The sequence below is a fragment of the Streptomyces sp. NBC_01255 genome (assembly GCF_036226445.1).
Lineage (GTDB): Bacteria > Actinomycetota > Actinomycetes > Streptomycetales > Streptomycetaceae > Streptomyces.
Genome location: NZ_CP108474.1, coordinates 3457767 through 3480138, shown reverse-complemented (window position 1 = coordinate 3480138; position 22372 = coordinate 3457767). Strand labels below are relative to the sequence as shown.

Below are 22372 nucleotides of genomic sequence, written 5' to 3'. Positions count from 1 at the left end.
GCGCTAGTCCCCTTGAAACCGTGTCGAACGGATAGGTGGGCGGGTGGATGGCTGATCGGCCGGGGCTCCTCGGGCCCCGACGACTCGGGGTAGTACAACTACTGTCGAAGTAGATGTAAATATGACTCATTGCGAATCTAGCCACAGACACTGCGAAAAGGGAAGAAAACCCGCTAAATGGGGCATAGCTTTCGATGAAGGGCAGATGGGCCGCGTCGCTCTCCTCCGCTTACGGCTCCTCACGTAGAGTGCCGATGGCTGCCGTCCGACCCGTAACTCTTTCGAGTGACCGTCGTTGAGTGTGCGGAGGCGGTTGAAGGAACAAGCGATCGGGCAGGTGTCCGAGAGCGTCAATCGCACAGGTGACGATACGTACCAGCCCTGGAGGCTCAAGGTGACGCGCAACAGCTGCGAGAGCCACGGAGGTCAGTCATGACATCCGTCCTCGTCTGCGATGACTCCCCGCTTGCCCGAGAGGCGCTTCGCCGCGCGGTCGCGACCGTGCCCGGCGTCGAGCGTGTGACCACCGCGGCCAACGGCGAGGAAGTCCTCCGCCGCTGGGGCGCGGATCGCTCGGACCTCATTCTGATGGACGTACGCATGCCCGGTCTGGGCGGCGTGGAGACCGTCCGCAGGCTGCTCTCCGCGGACCCCGGCGCCCGCATCATCATGCTCACGGTCGCCGAGGACCTCGACGGCGTCGCGCTCGCGGTCGCCGCGGGTGCCCGTGGCTATCTGCACAAGGACGCCTCGCGGGCCGAACTGCGGGCCACCGTCACCCAGGCTCTCGCCGACCCGACCTGGCGGCTCGCCCCGCGCCGGCTCCGTTCGGCCGAGATGGGCGCCGCGCCCACGCTCACCGCACGCGAGATCCAGGTTCTTGAGGGCATGAGCCACGGCCGGTCCAACGCGGAGATCGGGCGCGAGCTCTTCCTCTCCGAGGACACCGTCAAGACGCACGCCCGGCGCCTCTTCAAGAAGCTGGGCGCCTCGGACCGGGCGCACGCCGTCGCGCTGGGTTTCCGCTGGGGCCTGGTGCGCTGAGTCGCAGGTCACCGGCCATTTCCCCGTCCGCATCCGCGTCCGTCGTGGGGTGGACGGGGTGGGCTTGTGTCACTTCCTCGCGGAATGACGCATCCTTGAGATGTGGAGTTCCTCGGGGACGAGTCGGTCGAGCGGGAGGGGAGGGCGCGGGAGATGAGTTCCGGCGCACCTGCTCATAACGCTTCGGTGCACAACTACGGACGCGGTGCCGCGAACGCAGAGGCGTCGGGGCACCATGGAGCGATGCGCGACGACGAGACCGTGGGTTCCCCCATGCCTGCCGGGCAGGGGGAGATCGGCGCGCTCGTACGCCGCGCGGTCGAAGGCGACGCGCAGGCCACGCACGACCTGCTGGCGCGTGTGCACCCGCTCGCCCTGCGGTACTGCCGCACCCGCCTGAACCGGCTGCCGGGGGACGCCCGCCACTTCGTGGAGGACCTGGCCCAGGAGGTCTGCGTCGCCGTCCTCATGGCCCTGCCGCGCTACAAGGACACAGGCAGGCCCTTCGAGGCCTTCGTCTTCGCCATCGCCGGACACAAGGTCGCCGACCTCCAGCGGGCCGCCATGCGGCACCCGGGGTCCACGGCCGTGCCCTCCGACGAGATGCCGGAGCGGCCCGACGACTCCCTCGGTCCCGAGGAGCGCGCGCTGCTCAGCGACGACGCCGAGTGGGCCAAGAAGCTCCTCGCCAACCTTCCGGAGAACCAGCGCGAGCTGCTCGTCCTGCGGGTCGCCGTCGGGCTGACCGCCGAGGAGACCGGGCAGATGCTCGGCATGTCCCCGGGGGCCGTCCGGGTCGCGCAGCACCGCGCGCTCAGCAGGCTCCGCGCGCTGGCCGAACAGTAAGTGTTGCCGGGGCTCGTCAGCCCTTTCGTACACGTACAAACGTCCAAAGCTTCCGGCTGATCTTGATCGTGGAATGAGACACGGCTTCGGCCCGTTAGCATGGACATCCGCACCGATCAAGGCCATTTGGGGAAGGTGTCATGACTGCAAACGTCGACGGAGTGCCCGAGAAATTCGCGACACTCGGGCTGACCTACGACGACGTGCTGCTGCTGCCGGGCGCGTCCGAGGTCCTCCCGAACGCGGTCGACACCTCGTCCCGCATCTCCCGCAACGTCCGCGTGAACATCCCGCTGCTGTCGGCGGCGATGGACAAGGTCACCGAGTCCCGCATGGCCATCGCCATGGCGCGACAGGGTGGCGTGGGCGTCCTGCACCGCAACCTGTCGATCGAGGACCAGGTCAACCAGGTCGACCTCGTGAAGCGCTCCGAGTCCGGCATGGTGAGCGACCCGATCACCGTGCACCCGGACGCGACGCTGGCCGAGGCCGACGCGCTGTGCGCCAAGTTCCGCATCAGCGGCGTCCCGGTGACCGACCCGGCGGGCAAGCTGCTCGGCATCGTCACCAACCGCGACATGGCCTTCGAGTCGGACCGCAGCCGCCAGGTGCGCGAGGTCATGACCCCGATGCCGCTGGTCACGGGCAAGGTCGGCATCTCCGGCGTGGACGCCATGGAGCTGCTGCGCCGCCACAAGATCGAGAAGCTGCCGCTCGTCGACGACTCCGGCATCCTCAAGGGCCTCATCACGGTCAAGGACTTCGTCAAGGCCGAGAAGTACCCGTACGCGGCCAAGGACGCCGAGGGCCGGCTGCTCGTCGGCGCGGCCGTCGGCGCCAGCCCCGAGGCGCTGGAGCGCGCGCAGGGCCTGGCCGCGGCGGGCGTCGACTTCCTGATCGTCGACACGTCCCACGGCCACAACAGCAACGCCCTGAACTGGATGGCGAAGATCAAGTCCAGCGTCGGCGTCGACGTCATCGGCGGCAACGTCGCGACGCGTGACGGCGCGCAGGCCCTGATCGACGCCGGTGTCGACGGCGTCAAGGTCGGCGTCGGCCCCGGCTCCATCTGCACCACCCGTGTGGTCGCCGGCATCGGCGTCCCGCAGGTCACCGCCATCTACGAGGCGGCGCTCGCCGCCCGCGCGGCCGGCGTCCCGGTCATCGGCGACGGCGGTCTGCAGTACTCCGGCGACATCGGCAAGGCGCTCGCCGCCGGTGCGGACACGGTCATGCTGGGCAGCCTGCTCGCCGGGTGCGAGGAGTCCCCGGGCGAGCTGCAGTTCATCAACGGCAAGCAGTTCAAGTCGTACCGCGGCATGGGATCGCTCGGCGCGATGCAGTCCCGCGGCCAGGGCCGGTCGTACTCGAAGGACCGCTACTTCCAGGCCGAGGTCGCCTCGGACGACAAGCTCGTGCCCGAGGGCATCGAGGGCCAGGTGCCCTACCGCGGCCCCCTGGCCAACGTCCTGCACCAGCTCGTCGGCGGGCTCCGCCAGACCATGGGCTATGTCGGCGCGGCCACCATCGAGGAGATGGAGACCAAGGGCCGCTTCGTCCGGATCACGTCCGCGGGCCTCAAGGAGAGCCACCCGCACGACATCCAGATGACGGTCGAGGCGCCGAACTACAGCAGGAAGTAACACAGCGCGACGCGTGGGGGCGGTTCCGGCATGTGGCCGGGACCGCCCCTCACGCTTGTGTCGGGGATACTGGTAGGCGCAGACGTAGAGGGAAAGGCCACACATCGTGACTGAGATCGAGATCGGGCGCGGCAAGCGCGGCCGCAGGGCGTACGCGTTCGACGACATCGCCGTCGTCCCTAGCCGGCGCACCCGGGACCCGAAGGAGGTCTCGATCGCCTGGCAGATCGACGCCTACCGCTTCGAGCTGCCGTTCCTGGCCGCTCCCATGGACTCGGTCGTGTCGCCGCAGACCGCCATCCGCATCGGCGAGCTGGGCGGCCTCGGCGTCCTCAACCTCGAAGGGCTCTGGACCCGGTACGAGGACCCGCAGCCGCTGCTCGACGAGATCGCCGAGCTGGACGAGGCGACCGCGACCCGCCGTCTGCAGGAGATCTACTCCGCCCCCATCAAGGAGGAGCTGATCGGGCAGCGCATCAAGGAGGTGCGCGACTCCGGTGTCGTCACCGCCGCCGCGCTCTCCCCGCAGCGCACCGCGCAGTTCTCCAAGGCCGTCGTCGACGCCGGCGTGGACATCTTCGTCATCCGCGGCACGACGGTCTCCGCCGAGCACGTCTCGGGCGCGTCCGAGCCGCTGAACCTGAAGCAGTTCATCTACGAGCTGGACGTCCCGGTCATCGTCGGCGGCTGCGCCACGTACACCGCGGCCCTGCACCTGATGCGCACGGGCGCGGCGGGTGTCCTCGTCGGCTTCGGCGGCGGCGCGGCGCACACCACGCGCAACGTGCTGGGCATCCAGGTCCCGATGGCGACCGCGGTCGCCGACGTGGCCGCGGCCCGCCGCGACTACATGGACGAGTCCGGCGGCCGGTACGTGCACGTCATCGCCGACGGCGGTGTCGGCTGGTCGGGCGACCTGCCGAAGGCGATCGCCTGTGGCGCCGACTCCGTCATGATCGGTTCCCCGCTGGCCCGCGCCACGGACGCGCCCGGCAAGGGCCACCACTGGGGCATGGAGGCCGTCCACGAGGACGTTCCGCGCGGCAAGCTGGTCGACCTGGGCATCGTCGGCACCACCGAGGAGATCCTCGCGGGTCCGTCGCACATCCCGGACGGCTCGATGAACTTCTTCGGCGCCCTGCGCCGGGCGATGGCGACGACGGGCTACACGGAGCTCAAGGAGTTCCAGCGCGTCGAGGTCACCGTCGCGGACGCGCAGCACAAGCGCTGATCCGGAGTACGTACGAGAGGGCCCCGCACCGGGTGGTGCGGGGCCCTCTCGCGTACGGACGCGTGGCTGTGCGGGGCAGGCGGCTCAGAGGCGGTGTGCCGCGCCTCCGGGGGTGGCGCCGCGGGTGTCGAGGAGGAGCTGGGCCTTCACCGAGAGGCCCTGGAGGTCGTAGGTGCGGTGGTGCTGGAGCAGCACCGTCAGATCCGCGTGGGCCGCGGCCTCGTAGAGGGAGTCCGCGCGGGGGACGGGGAGTTCGCGGACGCGCCAGTCGGGGACGTGCGGGTCGTGGTAGCTGACGGCCGCACCCAGGTCCATGAGGCGGCGGGCGATCTCGTCGGCGGGCGAGCCCTGACGGTCCGGGAGATCGGGCTTGTACGTGATCCCGAGCAGCAGGATCCGGGCTCCGCGGGCCGACTTGCCGTGCTCGTTGAGGAGAGCGGCGGCGCGCTGGACGACGTACTGGGGCATGCGTTCGTTGACCTGGCCGGCGAGTTCGACGAGGCGGAGCGGGCGGTGGGCACCGATGGTGTCGACGGAGACGCCGTGGCCGCCGACGCCGGGGCCCGGGCGGAAGGCCTGGAAGCCGAAGGGTTTGGTCTCGGCGCAGCGGATGACGTCCCAGAGGTCGACGCCGAGTTCGTGGCAGAGGACCGCCATCTCGTTGACGAGGGCGATGTTGACGTGCCGGAAGTTGGTCTCCAGGAGCTTGACCGTCTCGGCTTCGCGCGGGCCGCGCGCGCGTACCACCTTGTCGGTGAGCCGGCCGTAGAAGGCGGCGGCGGACTCCGTACAGGCCGGGGTGAGGCCGCCGATGACCTTGGGGGTGCCGGCGAAGCCGTGGGTGCGGTTGCCGGGGTCGAGGCGGCCGGGGGAGTACGCGAGGTGGAAGTCGCGGCCGGCGCGGAGCCCCGAGCCCGCTTCGAGGATCTCGCGGAGGGGGCCCTCGGTGGTGCCCGGTGGGACGGGGGACTCCAGGAGGACGGTGGTGTGGGGACGCAGCCGGGCGGCGAGGGCGCGGGCCGCGTCGGTGACGGCGGTGAGGTCGAGGGTGCGGTCGGGGCCGAGGGGGGTCGGCGCGCAGAGGACGGCGGTGCGGACGCGGCCGAGTTCGGCGGTGTTCGTGGTGGGACGGAAGCCGCCCGCGAGCATCCGGCGGATCTCCGGTGCGGTGAGCGAGCCGTCGACCGGGGACCGGCCGGCGGCGAGTTCGGCGACGGGGCGGGGGTCGGTGTCGTAGCCGATGGTGTCGATGCCTGCGGCGGTGGCGGCCTGGGCGAGGGGGAGTCCGTGGTGGCCGAGGCCGATGACGGCGAGATCAGCGGGCATGGGGGGTGGGCCGTCCTTCCCAGTAGCCGGAGGGGACGCGAGGCGCAACCCCGGTGGACAGAACGGGGTGAACGCAATGTCAGACTAGGCGTAAATATGACCGATATGCGGCATTGTGGGGCCGAAGGTCGCCGAGTGTTATCCACAGGGTGGCGGCGAGGCGGTGGCTGAAGTCACCGGAGCGGGCCAGAATCGGAACCGGGACGGCTCGGGGAACGACGGGAGGCGCAACCGTGAGGACAGCGACACTGGGACCGGCCGAGCGCACCGAGGCGCTCACGGCCATGGCGGAGCGAGAGTTGGACGTGCTGGTCGTCGGCGCCGGAGTGGTCGGCGCGGGCACCGCCCTGGACGCCGTCACGAGAGGACTCTCCACCGGCATCGTCGAGGCCCGCGACTGGGCCTCCGGTACGTCGAGCAGGTCCAGCAAGCTCATCCACGGCGGCCTGCGCTACCTGGAGATGCTGGACTTCGCGCTGGTGCGGGAGGCCCTCAAGGAGCGCGGACTGCTCCTGGAGCGGCTCGCACCCCACCTGGTGAAGCCCGTCCCCTTCCTCTACCCGCTCCAGCACAAGGGCTGGGAGCGGTTCTACGCGGGCTCGGGCGTCGCGCTGTACGACGCGATGTCCCTCTCCTCCGGCCACGGCCGCGGCCTGCCCGCGCACCGCCACCTCTCCCGGCGGAACGCGCTGCGGGTCGCGCCCTGCCTCAGGAAGGACGCCCTCGTCGGCGCCCTCCAGTACTACGACGCCCAGATGGACGACGCCCGCTTCGTCACCACCCTCGTGCGCACGGCCGCCGCGTACGGCGCGAAGGCCGCCAGCCGGGCCCGCGTCGTCGGCTTCCTGCGCGAGGGCGAGCGGGTCGTCGGCGCGCGCGTGCAGGACGTCGAGTCGGGCGGCTCGTACGAGATCCGGGCCAAGCAGATCGTCAACGCCACCGGGGTGTGGACGGACGACACCCAGGCCCTCATCGCCGAGCGCGGCCAGTTCCACGTGCGCGCCTCGAAGGGCATCCACCTGGTCGTGCCCAAGGACCGCATCCACTCGACCACCGGACTCATCCTCCGTACCGAGAAGTCCGTGCTGTTCGTCATCCCCTGGGGCCGGCACTGGATCGTCGGCACCACCGACACCGACTGGGACCTGGACAAGGCCCATCCGGCCGCGTCCAGCGCCGACATCGACTACCTCCTGGAGCATGTGAACACCGTGCTCGCGACCCCGCTCACCCGGGACGACGTCCAGGGCGTCTACGCGGGCCTGCGGCCGCTGCTCGCGGGCGAGTCGGACGCCACGAGCAAGCTCTCGCGCGAGCACACCGTCGCCCACCCGGTCCCCGGCCTGGTCGTGGTGGCCGGCGGCAAGTACACGACGTACCGCGTCATGGCGAAGGACGCCGTCGACGCGGCGGTCCACGGCCTCGACCAGCGGGTGGCCGCCTGTGTCACCGAGGACATCCCGCTCCTCGGCGCCGAGGGCTACCGGGCCCTGTGGAACGCGCGGGCCAGGACGGCGGCCAGGACCGGGCTGCACGTCGTCCGGGTCGAGCATCTTCTCAACCGGTACGGCTCCCTGACGGAGCAGATCCTCGACCTGATCGCCGAGGACCCCGGGCTCGGGGAACCGCTCGCGGCGGCCGACGACTACCTGCGCGCCGAGATCGTCTACGCCGCCTCGCACGAGGGCGCGCGCCACCTCGACGACGTCCTCACCCGGCGGACCAGGATCTCCATCGAGACCTTCGACCGGGGCACGCTCAGCGCGCGCGAGTGCGCGGAGCTGATGGCGCCGGTCCTGGGCTGGGACGCCCACCAGATCGACAAGGAGGTCGAGCACTACGAGAAGCGGGTCGAGGCCGAACGCGAGTCGCAGCGGCAGCCGGACGACCTGACGGCGGACGCCGCACGGCTCGGGGCGCCGGACATCGTGCCGATCTGACGGTCCGTTCCGGGCAGGACGTCCGTGTCGTCCGGAATCCGGTGGGAACCTGGGGGGTGCCGACGGGCGTCGTCATCCCGGAGTACGGACCCGGGGGCGGCACCCGTCCCGAGGTGAGGGACAATGGCCTCTCTTCCAGGGCGGGTTACCGCATCACGCGGGAAGCGGCAGACGCGGCGGAGATCAGGGATCGCAGAGGGGACGCATGTCGGAGGCGGAGCAGTCGCGGGACACGGCGAGGGACCCCCGGCGGGACGCCGCCGCGGGGGCCGCGGCCGACGGCGACCGAGGGGCGGTCCCGGCCGCGCGCGCGGCGGAGCGGGACCCGCGGGACACGAAGGACGCGCAGGTCACGGACGTTACGGAGGACGCGGACGCCGCGGCCGACGTGGATGACGTGGAGCGTGCGGAGGGCGCGGGCGACGTGGAGCGTGCCGAGGGCGCTGTCGACCCGAAGGATGACGCGGTGTCCGACGAGCCCTCCGGCGCGACGGGCCGGCTGCGGGGCACCGAGCCGTCGACCGGCAGGGCCGGTTTCGGCGCCGGGGACGGCGACGGCGAGAGCGCCCGCGCCGATCGGGGGAGCGGTTCCGGCCGCTCGGCTTCCGGGAGTGGCTCCGGTGGTTCCGGTGCCTCCGGTGGTTCCGGCGGCTTCGGCGACCGGCTGCGCAAGGACCCCGTGACCGAGGGCAGGCTGCTCGCCGGCCGCTACCGGCTCGGCGTGGTCCTCGGACGCGGCGGCATGGGCACCGTGTGGCGCGCGGTCGACGAGACCCTGGGCCGCACCGTCGCCGTCAAGGAGCTCCGCTTCCCCACCAGCATCGACGACGACGAGAAGCGACGCCTCATCACCCGGACCCTGCGCGAGGCCAAGGCCATCGCCCGGATCCGTAACAACGGCGCCGTGACCGTGTACGACGTCGTCGACGAGGACGACCGTCCGTGGATCGTCATGGAGCTCATCGAGGGCAAGTCCCTCGCCGACGCGGTGCGCGAGGACGGCGTGCTCACGCCCCGCCGCGCCGCCGAGGTCGGCCTCGCCATCCTCGACGTCCTGCGCTCCGCGCACCGCGAGGGCATCCTCCACCGTGACGTGAAGCCGTCGAACGTGCTGATCGCCGATGACGGCCGGGTCGTCCTGACCGATTTCGGCATCGCCCAGGTCGAGGGCGACCCCTCGATCACCTCCACCGGCATGCTCGTCGGCGCCCCCTCCTACATCTCGCCGGAGCGCGCCCGCGGCCACAAGCCCGGACCGGCCGCCGACCTGTGGTCGCTGGGCGGCCTCCTGTACGCGGCGGTCGAGGGCAGCCCGCCCTACGACAAGGGCTCCGCCATCGCCACCCTCACGGCAGTGATGACCGAGCCGGTCGACCCCCCGAAGAACGCGGGACCCGAGCTGGAGCAGGTCATCTACGGCCTGCTCGCCAAGGACCCGGCCCAGCGCCTCGACGACGCCCGCGCGCGGGTCCTGCTGCGGGCCGTGCTCGACGCGCCCGTCGCGGCGCCGGAGGTCTCTCCCGAGGTCACCCGGGCCATACTGCTTCCGCCGCGCCCCGACCGGGCTCCCGCGGATCCGGCCGCCGACCGGGACAGGACGCCCGACACGGCCGTCGCCGCCGACCGGGTACGGGGCGCGTTGAAGTCCGTGCGCAACGCGGCCGCCTCCGCGAAGGCCGAGCCGAAGGCGAAGCCGCCGAGGCCGAGGGCGGTCGAGCCGTTGCAGGGGGGCGGCAGGCAGGCTCCGGCCCGTGCGCCGCTGACCGACGTCGTGCCGCGCCGCACGCTGGTGATCATCGCCGCGGTCGCCGTCCTCGCTCTGCTCGGCACGATCCTGACGGTCTCCCTCACCGGTGGCGACGACAAGGACAAGCAGGGCCAGGGGACCGGCGGCACGACGGCCTCGGCCGGCGCTTCCGGCGGTGGCGCCGACGGGTCCGGCGGCTCCGAAGGCTCCGGCGGCAAGGGGCAGACGCCCGGCGGCCCCGGCCAGCAGGGCGGCGCGCAGCCCGGGGGCACCGGTTCCAACGGATCGACGGGCGACACGGGCACGACGGGGACGACCACCGGAACGACCACCGGGACGACGGTCGGGACGACGACCGGGCAGGGCGGCACGAAGCCGTCCGGCAAGCCCAGCGGCGGTACCGGCGCGCAGCTGCCCGCCGGGTACGCGCTCGTCACCAACGAGCGGCTCCACTTCTCCATGGCGCTGCCCGGCACCTACAAGCCCAGCTCGATACCGGGCTACGACCTCGGCGTGATATTCAGCCAGAGCGGCGGTTTCCCGCGCGTCCAGGTCGACTTCAACGACAGCCCGAAGGACAACGCGCAGAGCGCCTGGGAGCTGGCCAAGGCCGGCGTGGCCGTCACCAGCCAGGACTACGAGCACATCGGCATCAAGCAGGTCTCCTACAAGGGCTACCCGACCGTCGCCGACTGGGAGTTCACGCGCACGCAGAAGGGCATGACCGTCCGCGTGCTCAACCGCGGCTTCAAGGTGGACGACAAGCACGGCTACTCCATCATGATCACCTGCAAGGCGGACGAGTGGAACGGCGCGGAGTGCCGGACCCTGCGGGAGACGGCGTTCGCCACGTTCAGCCCCAAGGACTGACCGGCGCCACGTATCGTGAGAGTTCGTGGACCGTACGCAGCCGACAATTGCCGCTAACTGCACGGTGCCGGACCGGAATTGACGGACTCGCGTGATTCGACGGATCCGCGGGTCCACGGGGGACAGCGTGCGCGCGTGGGGAGGCGTCGTGGACGACTACGCGGGAAGGGTGCTGGCGGACCGCTACCGCCTGCCGCTGCCGCCGACCGGCGCGGAGGCGGGTCCGGGCGCGGACGCGTACGACTTCGCCGAGACGCGCGCCTTCGACACGTACAGCGGGCAGGAGGTCCTGGTCCGCCAGGTGCCCCTGCCGGAGTTCGTGGACGCCGAGGTGCTCGACGGCGCGGGCGGTTCCGCGCAGTCCTACGGGAGCGCCGGGCGGGCGACCCGCCGGCCGGCCGAGCCCGTCGTGCGCCGGGCGATCGAGGCGGCCCAGGCCGCCGCGCAGATTCCCGACCATCCGCTCCTCGACCAGGTCTTCGACGTCTTCGCGGAGGCCGGTTCGCTGTGGATAGTGAGCGAGGTCGTGGCTGCCAGGCCGCTGGCCGCGCTCCTCGCCGAGCAGCCCCTCAACCCGTACCGGGCGGCCGAGATCGGCGCCGACGTCCTCACCGCCCTGCGCGCGCTCCACGCCCACGGCTGGGTCCACCGGAACATCACCGCCCGGACCGTGCTCGTCTGCGACGACGGGCGGGTGGTCCTCACGGGCCTCGCCGTGGGCGCCGCGGAAGAGGCCTTGTGCGGCTACGCGCCCGTGCCGGAGGCGGGGGACGACGAGGGGGAGTTCGGGGCGAGGTTCGGAGCCGGGACGGCGGCCGGGACGGGGTCCGGGTTCGCGTCCCGGGAGTTCGAGCCCGACTTCCCGCTCGCGCCGGAGCCCGAGTTCGCCGAGGTGTACAGCTCCGACCTGTACGAGGCCGAGGTCTACGAGGAGACCGAGACCGAGGCCGAGGCCGATGAGGAGGGGGCGGAGGAGTTCGAGGAGGTCGTGGAGTTCGAGGAGGTCTCGTACGGGACGGACTCGGACGAGGAGCTTCTCGGGGAGACCGGCTACGGCTACGGCGCCGACGAGTACGGGGCCGACGAGTACCGGTCCGGCCAGTACGGGCCTGAGCAGTACGGGCCTGACCAGTACGGGTCCGACCAGGACGGTGGCGAGAGCACCGGCGGCGCGGCCGGTCCCGGTGCCGATGCGTACGGTCGTGAGTCCTACGGGGCCGACCCGTACGGCGCCGGGGCGAGGTCCGCGCCCGAGACCCGGACCGGGGCGGAGCCCCCGGCCGTCGCCCCGCCGCCCACCGCCGACGTGCGGGCCGCACGGGCCGGAGCCATCGCCGCGTACCGCGCGGGAGCGCGTGCCGCGGCGCGGCTCGGCGAGACGGGCGCGCTCCCCGGCCAGCGCCCCGCACCGGCGGAGCCGCCCACGCCACCGGTCCCGGCCCCCGCGCCCCCGCCGCCCCCTGCCCCGGTGCCCGCGTCCGGCGCGCCCGAGCCGCAGTGGTGGTCGCAGGCGGCGGACGACGACGAGGACGACGACGAGGACGACGGCGGCGATACGGCGTACGGCGGCCCGCAGGCCGGTCCTCCGCCGCGCGTGCACCTCGCCGGCAGCTGGAGCGACGGTCCGCACGCCGCGCGTGACGGCTCCGGACCGATCCCCGCAGGCGGCTCGGGCCCCGGCCGCGGCCCCGTACTGCCAGGGTCCGGCCGCCCGGCGCTGCCCGCCGGGTACACGGCCGCGACACCCGACCCCGCCCGCCTCCCGGTCCCCGCCGGCGCCGCCGGACCGCCCGACCGGCTCGCCGTACCGGTCCAGGTCCACCGCGGCCCCACCACGCGCCTCGACGCCGAGCGGGCCCGCCAGACCCGGATCGCCGTCGTCGGCGCGGTCACCGAGCGCTGGGCGCCCGAGCAGGCCGGCCCCGTCCACGAGAACTGGCGCCTCGCCCCGCCCATCGGTCCCGCCACCGACCTGTGGGCGCTCGGCGCGCTCCTCTACCGGGCCGTCCAGGGCCACGCCCCCTACCCGGAGGACAGCGCCGCCGAGCTCGTCCAGCTGGTCTGCGCCGAGCCGCCCGCCTTCGCCGAGGAGTGCGGGCCGCTGCGCCCGGTCGTGGAGTCCCTGCTCCGCCAGGACCCCACCGAGCGCCCCGACTTCGAGGAGCTCCGCGGCTGGCTGCGCTCCCTCGTGCGGTCGGCGCCGGAGCCCGAGGCGGGCCTCGGAGCCGTACCGCTGCCGTCCTTCGACGAGACACGCCTGCCGATCGTGCGCCGCCGCGGCGAGCTGGTGCGCCGGCGCCGTAAGGGTGCGGGCGCGGGTGCGGGCCGCCACCGTCACAAGCGGGGCAAGGACCCCCGCCCCGAGCCGCGCGCCGCGGCCCTTCACGAGGCCGCGCCCGAGGTCGTCCACCAGGGCGAATACGTCGACGCGGGGGTGGAGTTCCAGGAGGAGATCCCGCAGCGCGCGCCCCGGGCCCCCCGTGCGCCCCGGAGCCCCTCCCGGGGCGAGGGTTCGCCTCGCTCCCTCGGCCGTACGCTGCTGCTCCTCGTCCTGCTCCTGCTCGGTGGGGCCGTGGCGTACGCCGTGTTCTTCCTGCCGGGCGAGGGGAAGGAGCCCGGCGCGGGCGCTCCGTCGGCCGGCGGGTCCCCGCGTACCACCGCGCCCGGCACCGCACCCACGAGCGCCCCGCCGGCCGATCCGTCCTCCGAGCCGACCTCCAAGCCCCCCGCCAAGCCGTCCACGACCCCGCCCGCGGCCGATCCGTCGGCGCCCGCCCTCGCCGCCGGGTACACCCTGCGCCAGGACCCGGAGGGCTTCCGGATCGGGGTGCCGAACGGCTGGCGCCGCAGCCCGATCAACGACGCCGGGCAAGTGCGCTACACCGGAGGCGACTTCACGATGATCGTCGTCCCGGGCAGGGACACGGTCGCCGACCACGGATCCGACCCCCTGGAGTACCAGAACAACAAGGAGCGCGAGCTGGAGCCGCTGCGCGTGTCCAGTTGGTCGGGTACGGATTCGTCCCGCCGGGTCGACATCGGCACGACGGCGACGGCCACGGGCAGTTACTGGTGGCTGGACAGCACCGGGCGCCAGGTCTCCGTCCGGAACCTCGCCCTCATCGACGGCGGCCGGTACCACGTCGTGGTGGTCATCGGCCCGAAGGGCGAGAGCGACAAGGTATCCGAGATCTACGACGAGGCCACGAAGGCGTTCCGCCCGGGACGCTGAGCCGGAGAGGACGCCGGGCTGACGCAGGGCCGCCCGCCGGGCCGTCCATCGGGGCGTCACCGTCCCCCGGTCACAGTGCTGTTCCTATGACAGCCCCGAGGTTCCGCAGCCCCCGCCCCCCTCCGTAACCTGGCATCCGAAGGAACGGGCGGGGGCAAGTGGAACATTCTCAGAGCACAGGGGCGGGGTTGCTGCTCGCGGGTCGCTACCGGCTCGGCGAGTGCATCGGCCGTGGCGGCATGGGCAAGGTCTGGCGCGCGCACGACGAGGTACTGCACCGCGTGGTCGCGGTGAAGGAGCTGACGGCGGGCCGGTTCGTGGCGGAGGCCGACCGGCTCGTGCTGCACGCGCGGACACAGAAGGAAGCGCGGGCCGCCGCGCGGATCACCCACCCGGGCGTGGTCACCGTCCACGACGTCCTGGAGCACGACAGCCGTCCCTGGATCGTGATGCAGTACGTCGACGGGCCCTCGCTCGCAGACGCCGCCAAGGAGACGGGCGCGATCGAGCCCCGTGAGGCGGCCAGGGTCGGACTGCACGTCCTCGGGGCGCTGCGGGCCGCGCACGCGGCCGGGGTGCTGCACCGGGACGTCAAGCCGGGCAACGTCCTGCTGGCGCGGGACGGGCGCGTACTGATCACCGACTTCGGGATCGCGGCGATCGAGGGAGACTCGACGATCACGCGGACCGGGGAGATCGTCGGCTCCATCGACTATCTGGCGCCCGAGCGGGTACGGGGCGGCGATCCCGGTCCCGCCTCCGACCTCTGGTCCCTCGGGGCCACGCTGTACACGGCGGTGGAGGGGACCTCGCCGTTCCGCCGGACCTCCCCGATCAGCACGATGCAGGCCGTGGTGACCGAGGAGCCGCCGTACCCGGAGAAGGCCGGGCCGCTCGCACCGGTCATCGTGGCGCTGCTGCGCAAGGAGCCGGAACACCGGCCGCGTGCGGACGAGGCCGAGCGGATGCTGCTCGACGCGATGGAGGGACGGACGCCGCAGACGGCACAGGCGTACGTGCCGACCCAGCGCGTGGCGAGGGACGACCTGACCTCGGGCGCGGGGGACGCGGCGGACTCGACGGCCGCCGGGAGCGCGGTGGGTACGGCGGGTACGGCGGGTACGGACGCCGCGGCGCGTCCGGCCGGTGCGCCGCGGACGTCCACGGCGCAGTGGCCTCACCCGGCCGACGAGCCCCAGACGCCGCAGCCGTCCCAGGGCTCGCAGTCACCCCCCACCCTGGTGCCTTCCGCCTCCACCTCCACCTCCGCCCCCTCGTCTTCGGGTCGAGGCCGCTGGCGCACCGTCGTCCTCGCGGCCCTGCTCGCCGGTCTCGTCGCGGGCGGCGCCGTCTTCGCCGCCATGCACTACGCGGGCGGCGACCGGGACGGCGACAGGAACGGCGGACGAGCCACGGCCACCGGCCCCTCCATCGCCACCCCGGCCACCGAGAACGACATTCCGGCCGGCTGGCACCGCGTCCACGATCCGGCGGGCTTCAGCCTGCTCGTACCGGACGGCTGGAAGCGGCAGAAGGAGGGCGACCAGATCGACTACACCCCGGACAACGGCAATCACCGCATCCGGATCAGCATCGACCGGAGCCCCGACTTCGAGAACCCGTACATGCACGCCCTCGACCTGGAACGCGTCCTGCAGAAGCGGATGGACTACACCCGGGTCAAGCTCGGCCAGGTCACCTACCGCGACCAGGTCCGGTCCTGCCAGTGGGAGTTCACCTGGACCGAGAGGAAGGACTTCCCCGGGCCGCGGCACGCGATCGACCTCATGTACTACGAGGACGACGGCACGGAGTACGCCCTGTACATGTCCTCGCCGCAGTCGAGCTGGGAGACCACACGCGAGCAGTTCGACATCATGCTCCAGCACTGGCGGCCGCCGGGCGACTGAACGGGCCGCCGAACAGACGGGCGAAGGGGGCCGGAAAAATCTCCTCCCCCGGCCTCCGTCAGCCGTAAGCCCCTGATCAGGGCTTATGTGCCAGTGATCGCTGGCGCGATGTGTGTACCCGGTGAAAACGCGTTACCGACGGGTACCCAAAGGGCGGATCGCCGCCTACGCTCGCCCTCATGACGGACTCGCAGGCCCCCGCCGCCCTCTCGGTTCCCGACGCCCCCGCCGCGCAGGGCGGAGCGGCCGCGCCCGCCGGCGCGACCAACCCGGTCGCGCCCGCGCCCGCCGGCGTGCGGACCGCCGCCGACGTCGTGACGCCCGAGGTGGTCGCCCGGCTCATCCGGGGCGTCGTCGGCTCGGGCCGGACGGCCAACCACACCCCCTTCACCGGGGAGAGGCTGGCGGAGCTGCCCGAGTCCACCCCCGAGGACGTCGCCGAGGCCTTCGCTCGCGCCCGCGCCGCGCAGCCGGCCTGGGCCGCGACCCCGGTCAAGGTCCGCGCCGCCGTCCTCCTCCGCTTCCACGACCTCGTCCTCCAGCGGCAGGCCGAGGTCCTCGACCTCATCCAGCTGGAGACGGGCAAGGCGCGCCTGCACGCCCACGAGGAGGTCCAGGCGGTGTGCGTCGCGGCCCGCCACTACGGCCGCAAGGCCGCCTCGTACCTGCGCGCCAAGCGCCACACCGGAGTCGTACCGACCCTCACCAAGGTCACCGAGCTGCGCCAGCCGCGCGGGGTCGTCGGCCAGATCGCGCCCTGGAACTACCCGCTGGAGCTCTCCGTCGGCGACGCGCTCCCCGCCTTCGTCTCGGGCAACGCGGTCGTCATGAAGCCCGACACCGAGACGGCGCTCACCGCGCTGTGGGCCCGTGACCTGCTCGTCGAGGCCGGGCTGCCCGCCGAGGTCTTCCAGGTCGTCCTGGGCGAGGGCCCGGTCGTCGGCCCCGAGGTCGTCAAGCACGCCGACTACGTCTCGTTCACCGGCTCCACCCGCACCGGCCGCGAGGTCGCCCAGGGTGCCGCGGCCCGGCTCGTCGGCGTCTCCCTCGAACTCGGCGGCAAGAACGCGATGCTCGTCCTGAAGGACGCCGACATCGAGAAGGCCGCCGCCGGTGCCGTCCGCGCCTGCTTCTCCTCCGCCGGGCAGCTCTGCATCTCCATCGAGCGGCTGTACGTGCACGAGTCGATCGCCGACACCTTCCTCGACCGCTTCGCCGCCCGCACCAAGGCCATGCGCCTCGGCAGCTCCCTCGCGTACGGGGCCGACATGGGCTCCCTCGTCGGCGACCGGCAGCTGGAGGCGGTCACGAAGCACGTCGAGGAGGCCGTCGCCAAGGGCGCCACGCTCGTCGCCGGCGGCGTCGCCCGCCCCGACATCGGCCCCCTCTTCTACGAGCCGACCATCCTCGACGGCGTCGAGGCCCCGATGGCCGTCTGCTCCGAGGAGACCTTCGGCCCGGTCGTGTCGATCTACCGCTTCACGGACGAGGACGAGGTCATCGACCTCGCCAACGGCACGCCGTACGGCCTCAACTCCTCCGTGTGGACCAAGGACTCGCGCCGCGGCCACGCCGTCGCGGCCCGGCTGCGCACCGGCACCGTCAACATCAACGAGGGGTACGCGCCGGCCTACGGCAGCGTGCAGTCGCCGATGGGCGGCATGAAGGACTCCGGTCTCGGCCGCCGCCACGGCTCCGAGGGCATCCTCAAGTACACCGAGGCCCAGACCGTCGCCCAGCAGCGGCTGATGCCGCTCGCGCCCTCCTTCGGCATGGACGACGAGAAGTACGCCGCGGTGATGAGCCTGTCCCTGAAGGCGATGAAGGCCCTGCGCCTGCGCTGAAGGCCCTGCGCCTGCGCTGACGCCCTTTCCTTTCACACCTTTTCGTACGAGGAGAGCCATGACCGCGGTACCCCCTGCCCAGAATCAGGAAGCGAGCGGGACGGACGACGCGTACGACTACGACGTCCTCGTCGTCGGCTCCGGCTTCGGCGGTTCGGTCACCGCCCTCCGGCTCACCGAGAAGGGCTACCGGGTCGGCGTCCTGGAGGCCGGGCGCCGCTTCACCCGCGCGACCCTGCCGAAGAACTCCTGGGACGTGAAGAACTTCCTGTGGGCCCCGGCCCTCGGCCTCTACGGCATCCAGCGCATCCATCTGCTGGGCAACGTGATGGTGCTCGCGGGCGCCGGCGTCGGCGGCGGCTCCCTCAACTACGCCAACACTCTCTACGTACCGCCCAAGCCGTTCTTCGACGACCCGCAGTGGAAGGACATCACCGACTGGCAGGACGAGCTGCGGCCGTACTACGACCAGGCGCAGCGGATGCTCGGCGTCCGGCTCAACCCGACGACGACCCCCTCGGACGTGCACCTCAAGGCGGCCGCGCAGGCGATGGGCATCGGCGACACCTTCCACATGGCGCCGGTCGGCGTCTTCTTCGGGGACGGTGACGATTCCGACGGTACGGCGAAGGCGAAGCCGGGCGCGGAGGTCGCCGACCCGTACTTCGGCGGCGCGGGCCCGGCCCGGCGTGCCTGCACCGAGTGCGGCGAGTGCATGACGGGCTGCCGCCACGGCGCCAAGAACACCCTCAACGAGAACTACCTCCACCTCGCCGAGAAGGCCGGCGCCACCGTCCACCCCATGACCACGGTCGTCACCGTCACCGAGGACTCGCGGGGCGGCTACGCGGTGCGGACCCTCCCCACGGACAACCGGAAGAAGGGCAAGGGCCGGACCTTCCGCGCCCGCCGGGTGGTGATCGCGGCCGGCACGTACGGCACGCAGACCCTGCTGCACCGGATGAAGGACGGCGGCCTGCTGCCCCGGATCTCGCACCGGCTCGGCGAGCTCACCCGCACCAACTCCGAGGGCCTGGTCGGCGCGCAGACCACCGACCGGCGCTACCGCAAGAAGCACGGCAAGGAGAAGGCCGACTTCACCAAGGGCGTCGCCATCACCTCCTCGATCCACCCCGACGCGAACACCCACATCGAGCCGGTCCGGTACGGCAAGGGCTCCAACTCCATGGGCGGCCTCACCGTCCTGCAGGTGCCCTACGGTGCCCACCGGGTGCGCAACTGGTTCCTCAACCTGTTCAGGCACCCGACGCTCGCCGCCCGCTCCCTCTCCAACTGGCACTGGTCGGAGCGGACCATCATCGGTCTGGTCATGCAGTCCCTCGACAACTCCCTCACGACCTACCGCAAGCCCGGCGGCCTCGGGAAGGGCCTGCTCACGGCCCGCCAGGGGCACGGGGCGCCGAACCCGGTCCAGATCGAGGAGGCGACCCGGGCCGCCACCCTCCTCGCCGAGGAGATCAACGGCTTCCCCGGCTCCAACGTCGGCGAGCTGATGGGCACCCCACTCACCGCCCACTTCCTGGGCGGCTGCCCGATCGGCGCCGACGCCGGGTCCGGCGTCATCGACCCGTACCACCGGCTCTTCGGGCACCCCGGGATCTCCGTCGTCGACGGGGCGGCCGTCTCCGCCAACCTCGGCGTCAACCCGTCCCTGACGATCACGGCGCAGGCGGAGCGGGCGATGTCGTTCTGGCCGAACAAGGGCGAGGACGACCCGCGGCCGCGGCAGGGGGAGGCGTACGTACGGCTGGCGGCGGTCGAGCCGAAGTCCCCTGCGGTCCCGGCCGAGGCCTTCGGCGCCCTGCGGCTGCCGTTCCTGGGCATCCCGGCGGTCCCGCCGAAGAAGGCCTGAGCTTGTCGAAGCAGGAATGAGAAAAGGCGCTGCACCCCCCTCCGAGTGCAGCGCCTTTCCTGCTTTTGGTGATGCTGCATAGATGACCCGCGACCGACGGGATTGGTTGTAGCGGTTGCGCAGGATCTTCGTGTGACGCGCGTCACGCCGGAGGTGTGAGGGTGCCGGGCACGCAGGAAAGGGCCCCGTGCCGCGATTCCGGTCGCGGTACGGGGCCCTTGCCGTCGGCACCGGGGGGTTGCGCCGCGCGGGGAGAAACGGAGAAGGGGGGGAGGGGAAGGGAGGGGGACGGCGTTCGGGGTTTCGTTCTGAGCCGGTTGCGGTCGGCCCCGGGCGTCCCCGGGGCCGACCGCCCTTTCTGGGTGACCGGGCTGCTGTCCCCTGCTGCCCGGCCACACGCGCTGGTGCGAGGTCCCACGGCGTACCGGAGGTACGCCACACGCCCCAGCGAAGCCACGCGTGGTTTCTTACGGGCCCGCCCCTGGCTGGCACGGACACCCGGACCAACGAAGCCGGGTCGCGGCCGGTCACGCGCCGTACGGGTGAGAGCGGGCCCGAACTCAGATCCGGGCCCTCGCTCGCCTTCGGACCCCGCTCAGATGCGGCCCCGGCACAGCTCCAGCATGGTCATCGCGAGCGCCGTGCCCGGCTTGCCCAGCGCGTCACGGAAGTGACCGAGGACCTCCATCTCGCGCGCCAGGTTCACCCGGCGGCCGCCGGACGAGATCCGGGCCTCCTGGATGACGGCCGAGACGGCCATCCGTTCCTGGATGAGACCGATGATCCGGTCGTCGAGGGAGTCGATGCGGTCGCGGGCGCCACCGATCAGCGCCGCGGCCTCGTCGGTGCGGGCGCCGGTCTTCTCGGTGATGGCGGTGTTCGTCGTCATGGTGGGGCTCCTCGGGGTGTCGGGTGCGGAACCCCGGGGCGACACGGCCCGGAAACGACAGAACGCCCCGGGCCTTGTCGGCCCGGGGCGCCTGGGAAGTCGCTTGTCAGTTGCTCAAGCAGCACGACCATGGCAGCCGGACGGGCCGGTGCCATAGGTAAAGACGAAGGTCGGGAGCTTGCGCATGGCGACAGTATGGACCCCGCCGCGGACCCCGGGCCAACCCGGGTTCGGATGGTGAGACGAAAAGTCCGACCGGCGCGCCGGTAGAATCGACAAAGAGCACCCCCTTCGGGGGACCCCACCTACCGCCGGAAGGCCGCCGTAGTGTCATCAGCGACCCCCGCTGCCGCGCCCGACGTCTCCAACCCGGACGTAGTCCTCGTTGTCGACTTCGGCGCCCAGTACGCCCAGCTCATCGCCCGCCGCGTCCGTGAGGCCCGGGTCTACAGCGAGATCGTCCCGTCCACCATGCCGGTGGCCGAGATGCTGGCCAAGAACCCGAAGGCGATCATCCTCTCCGGCGGCCCGTCCTCCGTGTACGCGGAAGGCGCCCCCCGCCTCGACCGCGCGATCTTCGAGGCGGGCGTCCCCGTCTTCGGTATGTGCTACGGCTTCCAGCTGATGGCGACGACCCTCGGTGGCACCGTCGACAACACCGGCGCCCGCGAGTACGGCCGTACCGAACTGCACGTCTCCAAGGCCGGCTCGACCCTCTTCGAGGGCACCCCGGTCGAGCAGTCCGTGTGGATGTCGCACGGCGACGCCTGCTCCGCCGCCCCCGAGGGCTTCTCCGTCACCGCGTCCACGGACGTCGTGCCGGTCGCCGCCTTCGAGAACGACGAGAAGAAGCTGTACGGCGTCCAGTACCACCCCGAGGTGCTGCACTCCACGCACGGCCAGCAGATCCTGGAGCACTTCCTCTACCGCGGCGCCGGCATCGAGCCGTCGTGGACCACCGGCAACGTCATCGACGAGCAGGTCGCGGCCATCCGCGCCCAGGTCGGCAACAAGCGCGCCGTCTGCGGTCTCTCCGGCGGCGTCGACTCCGCCGTGGCCGCCGCGCTCGTGCAGAAGGCCATCGGCTCGCAGCTCACCTGCGTCTACGTCGACCACGGCCTCATGCGCAAGGGCGAGACCGAGCAGGTCGAGAAGGACTTCGTCGCCTCCACCGGCGTGAACCTGAAGGTCGTCGACGCTCAGGAGCGCTTCCTCACCGCCCTCGCCGGCGTCTCCGACCCGGAGACCAAGCGCAAGATCATCGGCCGTGAGTTCATCCGCGTCTTCGAGCAGGCCCAGGCCGAGATCGTCGCCGAGTCGGCGGGCACCGGCGAGGACGTCGCGTTCCTCGTCCAGGGCACGCTCTACCCGGACATCGTCGAGTCCGGCGGCGGCACGGGCACGGCCAACATCAAGTCCCACCACAACGTGGGCGGCCTCCCCGAGGACCTGGAGTTCGAGCTCGTCGAGCCGCTGCGCCAGCTCTTCAAGGACGAGGTCCGCATGGTCGGCCAGGAGCTCGGCCTGCCCGAGGAGATCGTCCAGCGCCAGCCCTTCCCCGGCCCCGGCCTCGGCATCCGCATTGTCGGCGAGGTCACCAAGGAGCGCCTGGACCTGCTGCGCGAGGCCGACGCCATCGCCCGCGAGGAGCTCACCGCGGCCGGTCTCGACCGCGAGATCTGGCAGTGCCCGGTCGTCCTGCTCGCCGACGTCCGCTCCGTGGGCGTCCAGGGCGACGGCCGCACCTACGGTCACCCGATCGTGCTGCGCCCCGTCTCCTCCGAGGACGCGATGACGGCCGACTGGTCGCGCCTGCCCTACGAGGTACTCGCCAAGATCTCGACCCGCATCACGAACGAGGTCGCCGATGTGAACCGCGTCGTCCTCGACGTCACGAGCAAGCCCCCGGGCACCATCGAGTGGGAGTAGTCCCTCCCGCAGGTGCTTGAAGCCGCCGCCCCGGTGCTCCGGGGCGGC

Annotated in this window: 13 protein-coding genes; 11 read left to right on the top strand and 2 right to left on the bottom strand. The window is 72.2% G+C overall.

The features are described 5' to 3' along the window. Window positions 1-432 precede the first annotated feature (432 nt). The 4 genes from OG357_RS15120 to OG357_RS15105 all read left to right on the top strand — a co-directional run bounded on the left by OG357_RS15120 (window position 433) and on the right by OG357_RS15105 (window position 4764). Window positions 433-1044 (top strand): response regulator transcription factor, encoded by a 612-nt coding sequence (locus OG357_RS15120; RefSeq protein ID WP_003948568.1) that lies wholly within the window; start codon window positions 433-435, stop codon window positions 1042-1044. Window positions 1045-1287: 243 nt separating this feature from the next. Continuing rightward, the gene (locus OG357_RS15115; RefSeq protein WP_056552247.1) at window positions 1288-1890 is read left to right on the top strand and encodes a sigma-70 family RNA polymerase sigma factor; all 603 of its coding nucleotides are present in this window, start codon (window positions 1288-1290) and stop codon (window positions 1888-1890) included. Window positions 1891-2030: 140 nt separating this feature from the next. Next, window positions 2031-3533, top strand: coding sequence for an IMP dehydrogenase (gene guaB / locus OG357_RS15110; RefSeq protein ID WP_317598486.1), 1503 nt, complete (start codon window positions 2031-2033; stop codon window positions 3531-3533). A gap of 106 nt (window positions 3534-3639) precedes the next feature. Next, window positions 3640-4764 (top strand): GuaB3 family IMP dehydrogenase-related protein, encoded by a 1125-nt coding sequence (locus OG357_RS15105; protein WP_317598487.1) that lies wholly within the window; start codon window positions 3640-3642, stop codon window positions 4762-4764. 84 nt (window positions 4765-4848) lie between these two features. Here OG357_RS15105 and OG357_RS15100 read toward each other — a convergent pair whose 3' ends face one another. Then, window positions 4849-6090, bottom strand: a complete 1242-nt coding sequence (locus OG357_RS15100) for a nucleotide sugar dehydrogenase (RefSeq protein WP_329621658.1) — start codon at window positions 6088-6090, stop codon at window positions 4849-4851. Window positions 6091-6323: 233 nt separating this feature from the next. Here OG357_RS15100 and OG357_RS15095 point away from each other — a divergent pair, with 233 nt between their 5' ends. From OG357_RS15095 to OG357_RS15070, 6 genes are all read left to right on the top strand, one after another. Further along, window positions 6324-8030, top strand: a complete 1707-nt coding sequence (locus OG357_RS15095; protein ID WP_329621657.1) for a glycerol-3-phosphate dehydrogenase/oxidase — start codon at window positions 6324-6326, stop codon at window positions 8028-8030. A gap of 205 nt (window positions 8031-8235) precedes the next feature. Further along, window positions 8236-10647, top strand: coding sequence for a serine/threonine-protein kinase (locus OG357_RS15090; protein ID WP_329621656.1), 2412 nt, complete (start codon window positions 8236-8238; stop codon window positions 10645-10647). A 148-nt stretch (window positions 10648-10795) separates the two neighbouring features. Continuing rightward, window positions 10796-13879 carry a protein kinase gene (locus OG357_RS15085; RefSeq protein WP_329621655.1) on the top strand — a complete coding sequence of 1028 codons (3084 nt, stop codon included), beginning with the start codon at window positions 10796-10798 and terminating at the stop codon, window positions 13877-13879. Between the two features lie 158 nt (window positions 13880-14037). Continuing rightward, a complete protein-coding gene (locus OG357_RS15080; RefSeq protein ID WP_329621654.1) occupies window positions 14038-15789 on the top strand; it encodes a serine/threonine-protein kinase in 1752 nt (583 codons plus the stop codon). A 179-nt stretch (window positions 15790-15968) separates the two neighbouring features. After that, window positions 15969-17633 carry a succinic semialdehyde dehydrogenase gene (locus tag OG357_RS15075; protein ID WP_329621653.1) on the top strand — a complete coding sequence of 555 codons (1665 nt, stop codon included), beginning with the start codon at window positions 15969-15971 and terminating at the stop codon, window positions 17631-17633. Window positions 17634-17691: 58 nt separating this feature from the next. Then, on the top strand, window positions 17692-19506 hold the full coding sequence (locus OG357_RS15070; protein WP_329621652.1) for a GMC family oxidoreductase: 1815 nt from the start codon (window positions 17692-17694) through the stop codon (window positions 19504-19506). Window positions 19507-20101: 595 nt separating this feature from the next. Here the strand turns inward: OG357_RS15070 and OG357_RS15065 are convergent. Then, on the bottom strand, window positions 20102-20395 hold the full coding sequence (locus OG357_RS15065; protein ID WP_317598495.1) for a chorismate mutase: 294 nt from the start codon (window positions 20393-20395) through the stop codon (window positions 20102-20104). A gap of 327 nt (window positions 20396-20722) precedes the next feature. Here OG357_RS15065 and guaA point away from each other — a divergent pair, with 327 nt between their 5' ends. Next, window positions 20723-22324, top strand: a complete 1602-nt coding sequence (gene guaA / locus OG357_RS15060) for a glutamine-hydrolyzing GMP synthase (RefSeq protein WP_329621651.1) — start codon at window positions 20723-20725, stop codon at window positions 22322-22324. The last annotated feature ends 48 nt before the right edge of the window (window positions 22325-22372 follow it).

Coding starts and splice junctions, on each gene's coding strand:
- OG357_RS15120 (WP_003948568.1), top strand. CDS start 433: ATGACATCCGTCCTCGTCTGCGATGACTCCCCGCTTGCCCGAGAGGCG.
- OG357_RS15115 (WP_056552247.1), top strand. CDS start 1,288: ATGCGCGACGACGAGACCGTGGGTTCCCCCATGCCTGCCGGGCAGGGG.
- guaB (WP_317598486.1), top strand. CDS start 2,031: ATGACTGCAAACGTCGACGGAGTGCCCGAGAAATTCGCGACACTCGGG.
- OG357_RS15100 (WP_329621658.1), bottom strand. CDS start 6,090: ATGCCCGCTGATCTCGCCGTCATCGGCCTCGGCCACCACGGACTCCCC.
- OG357_RS15090 (WP_329621656.1), top strand. CDS start 8,236: ATGTCGGAGGCGGAGCAGTCGCGGGACACGGCGAGGGACCCCCGGCGG.
- OG357_RS15075 (WP_329621653.1), top strand. CDS start 15,969: ATGACGGACTCGCAGGCCCCCGCCGCCCTCTCGGTTCCCGACGCCCCC.
- OG357_RS15070 (WP_329621652.1), top strand. CDS start 17,692: ATGACCGCGGTACCCCCTGCCCAGAATCAGGAAGCGAGCGGGACGGAC.
- OG357_RS15065 (WP_317598495.1), bottom strand. CDS start 20,395: ATGACGACGAACACCGCCATCACCGAGAAGACCGGCGCCCGCACCGAC.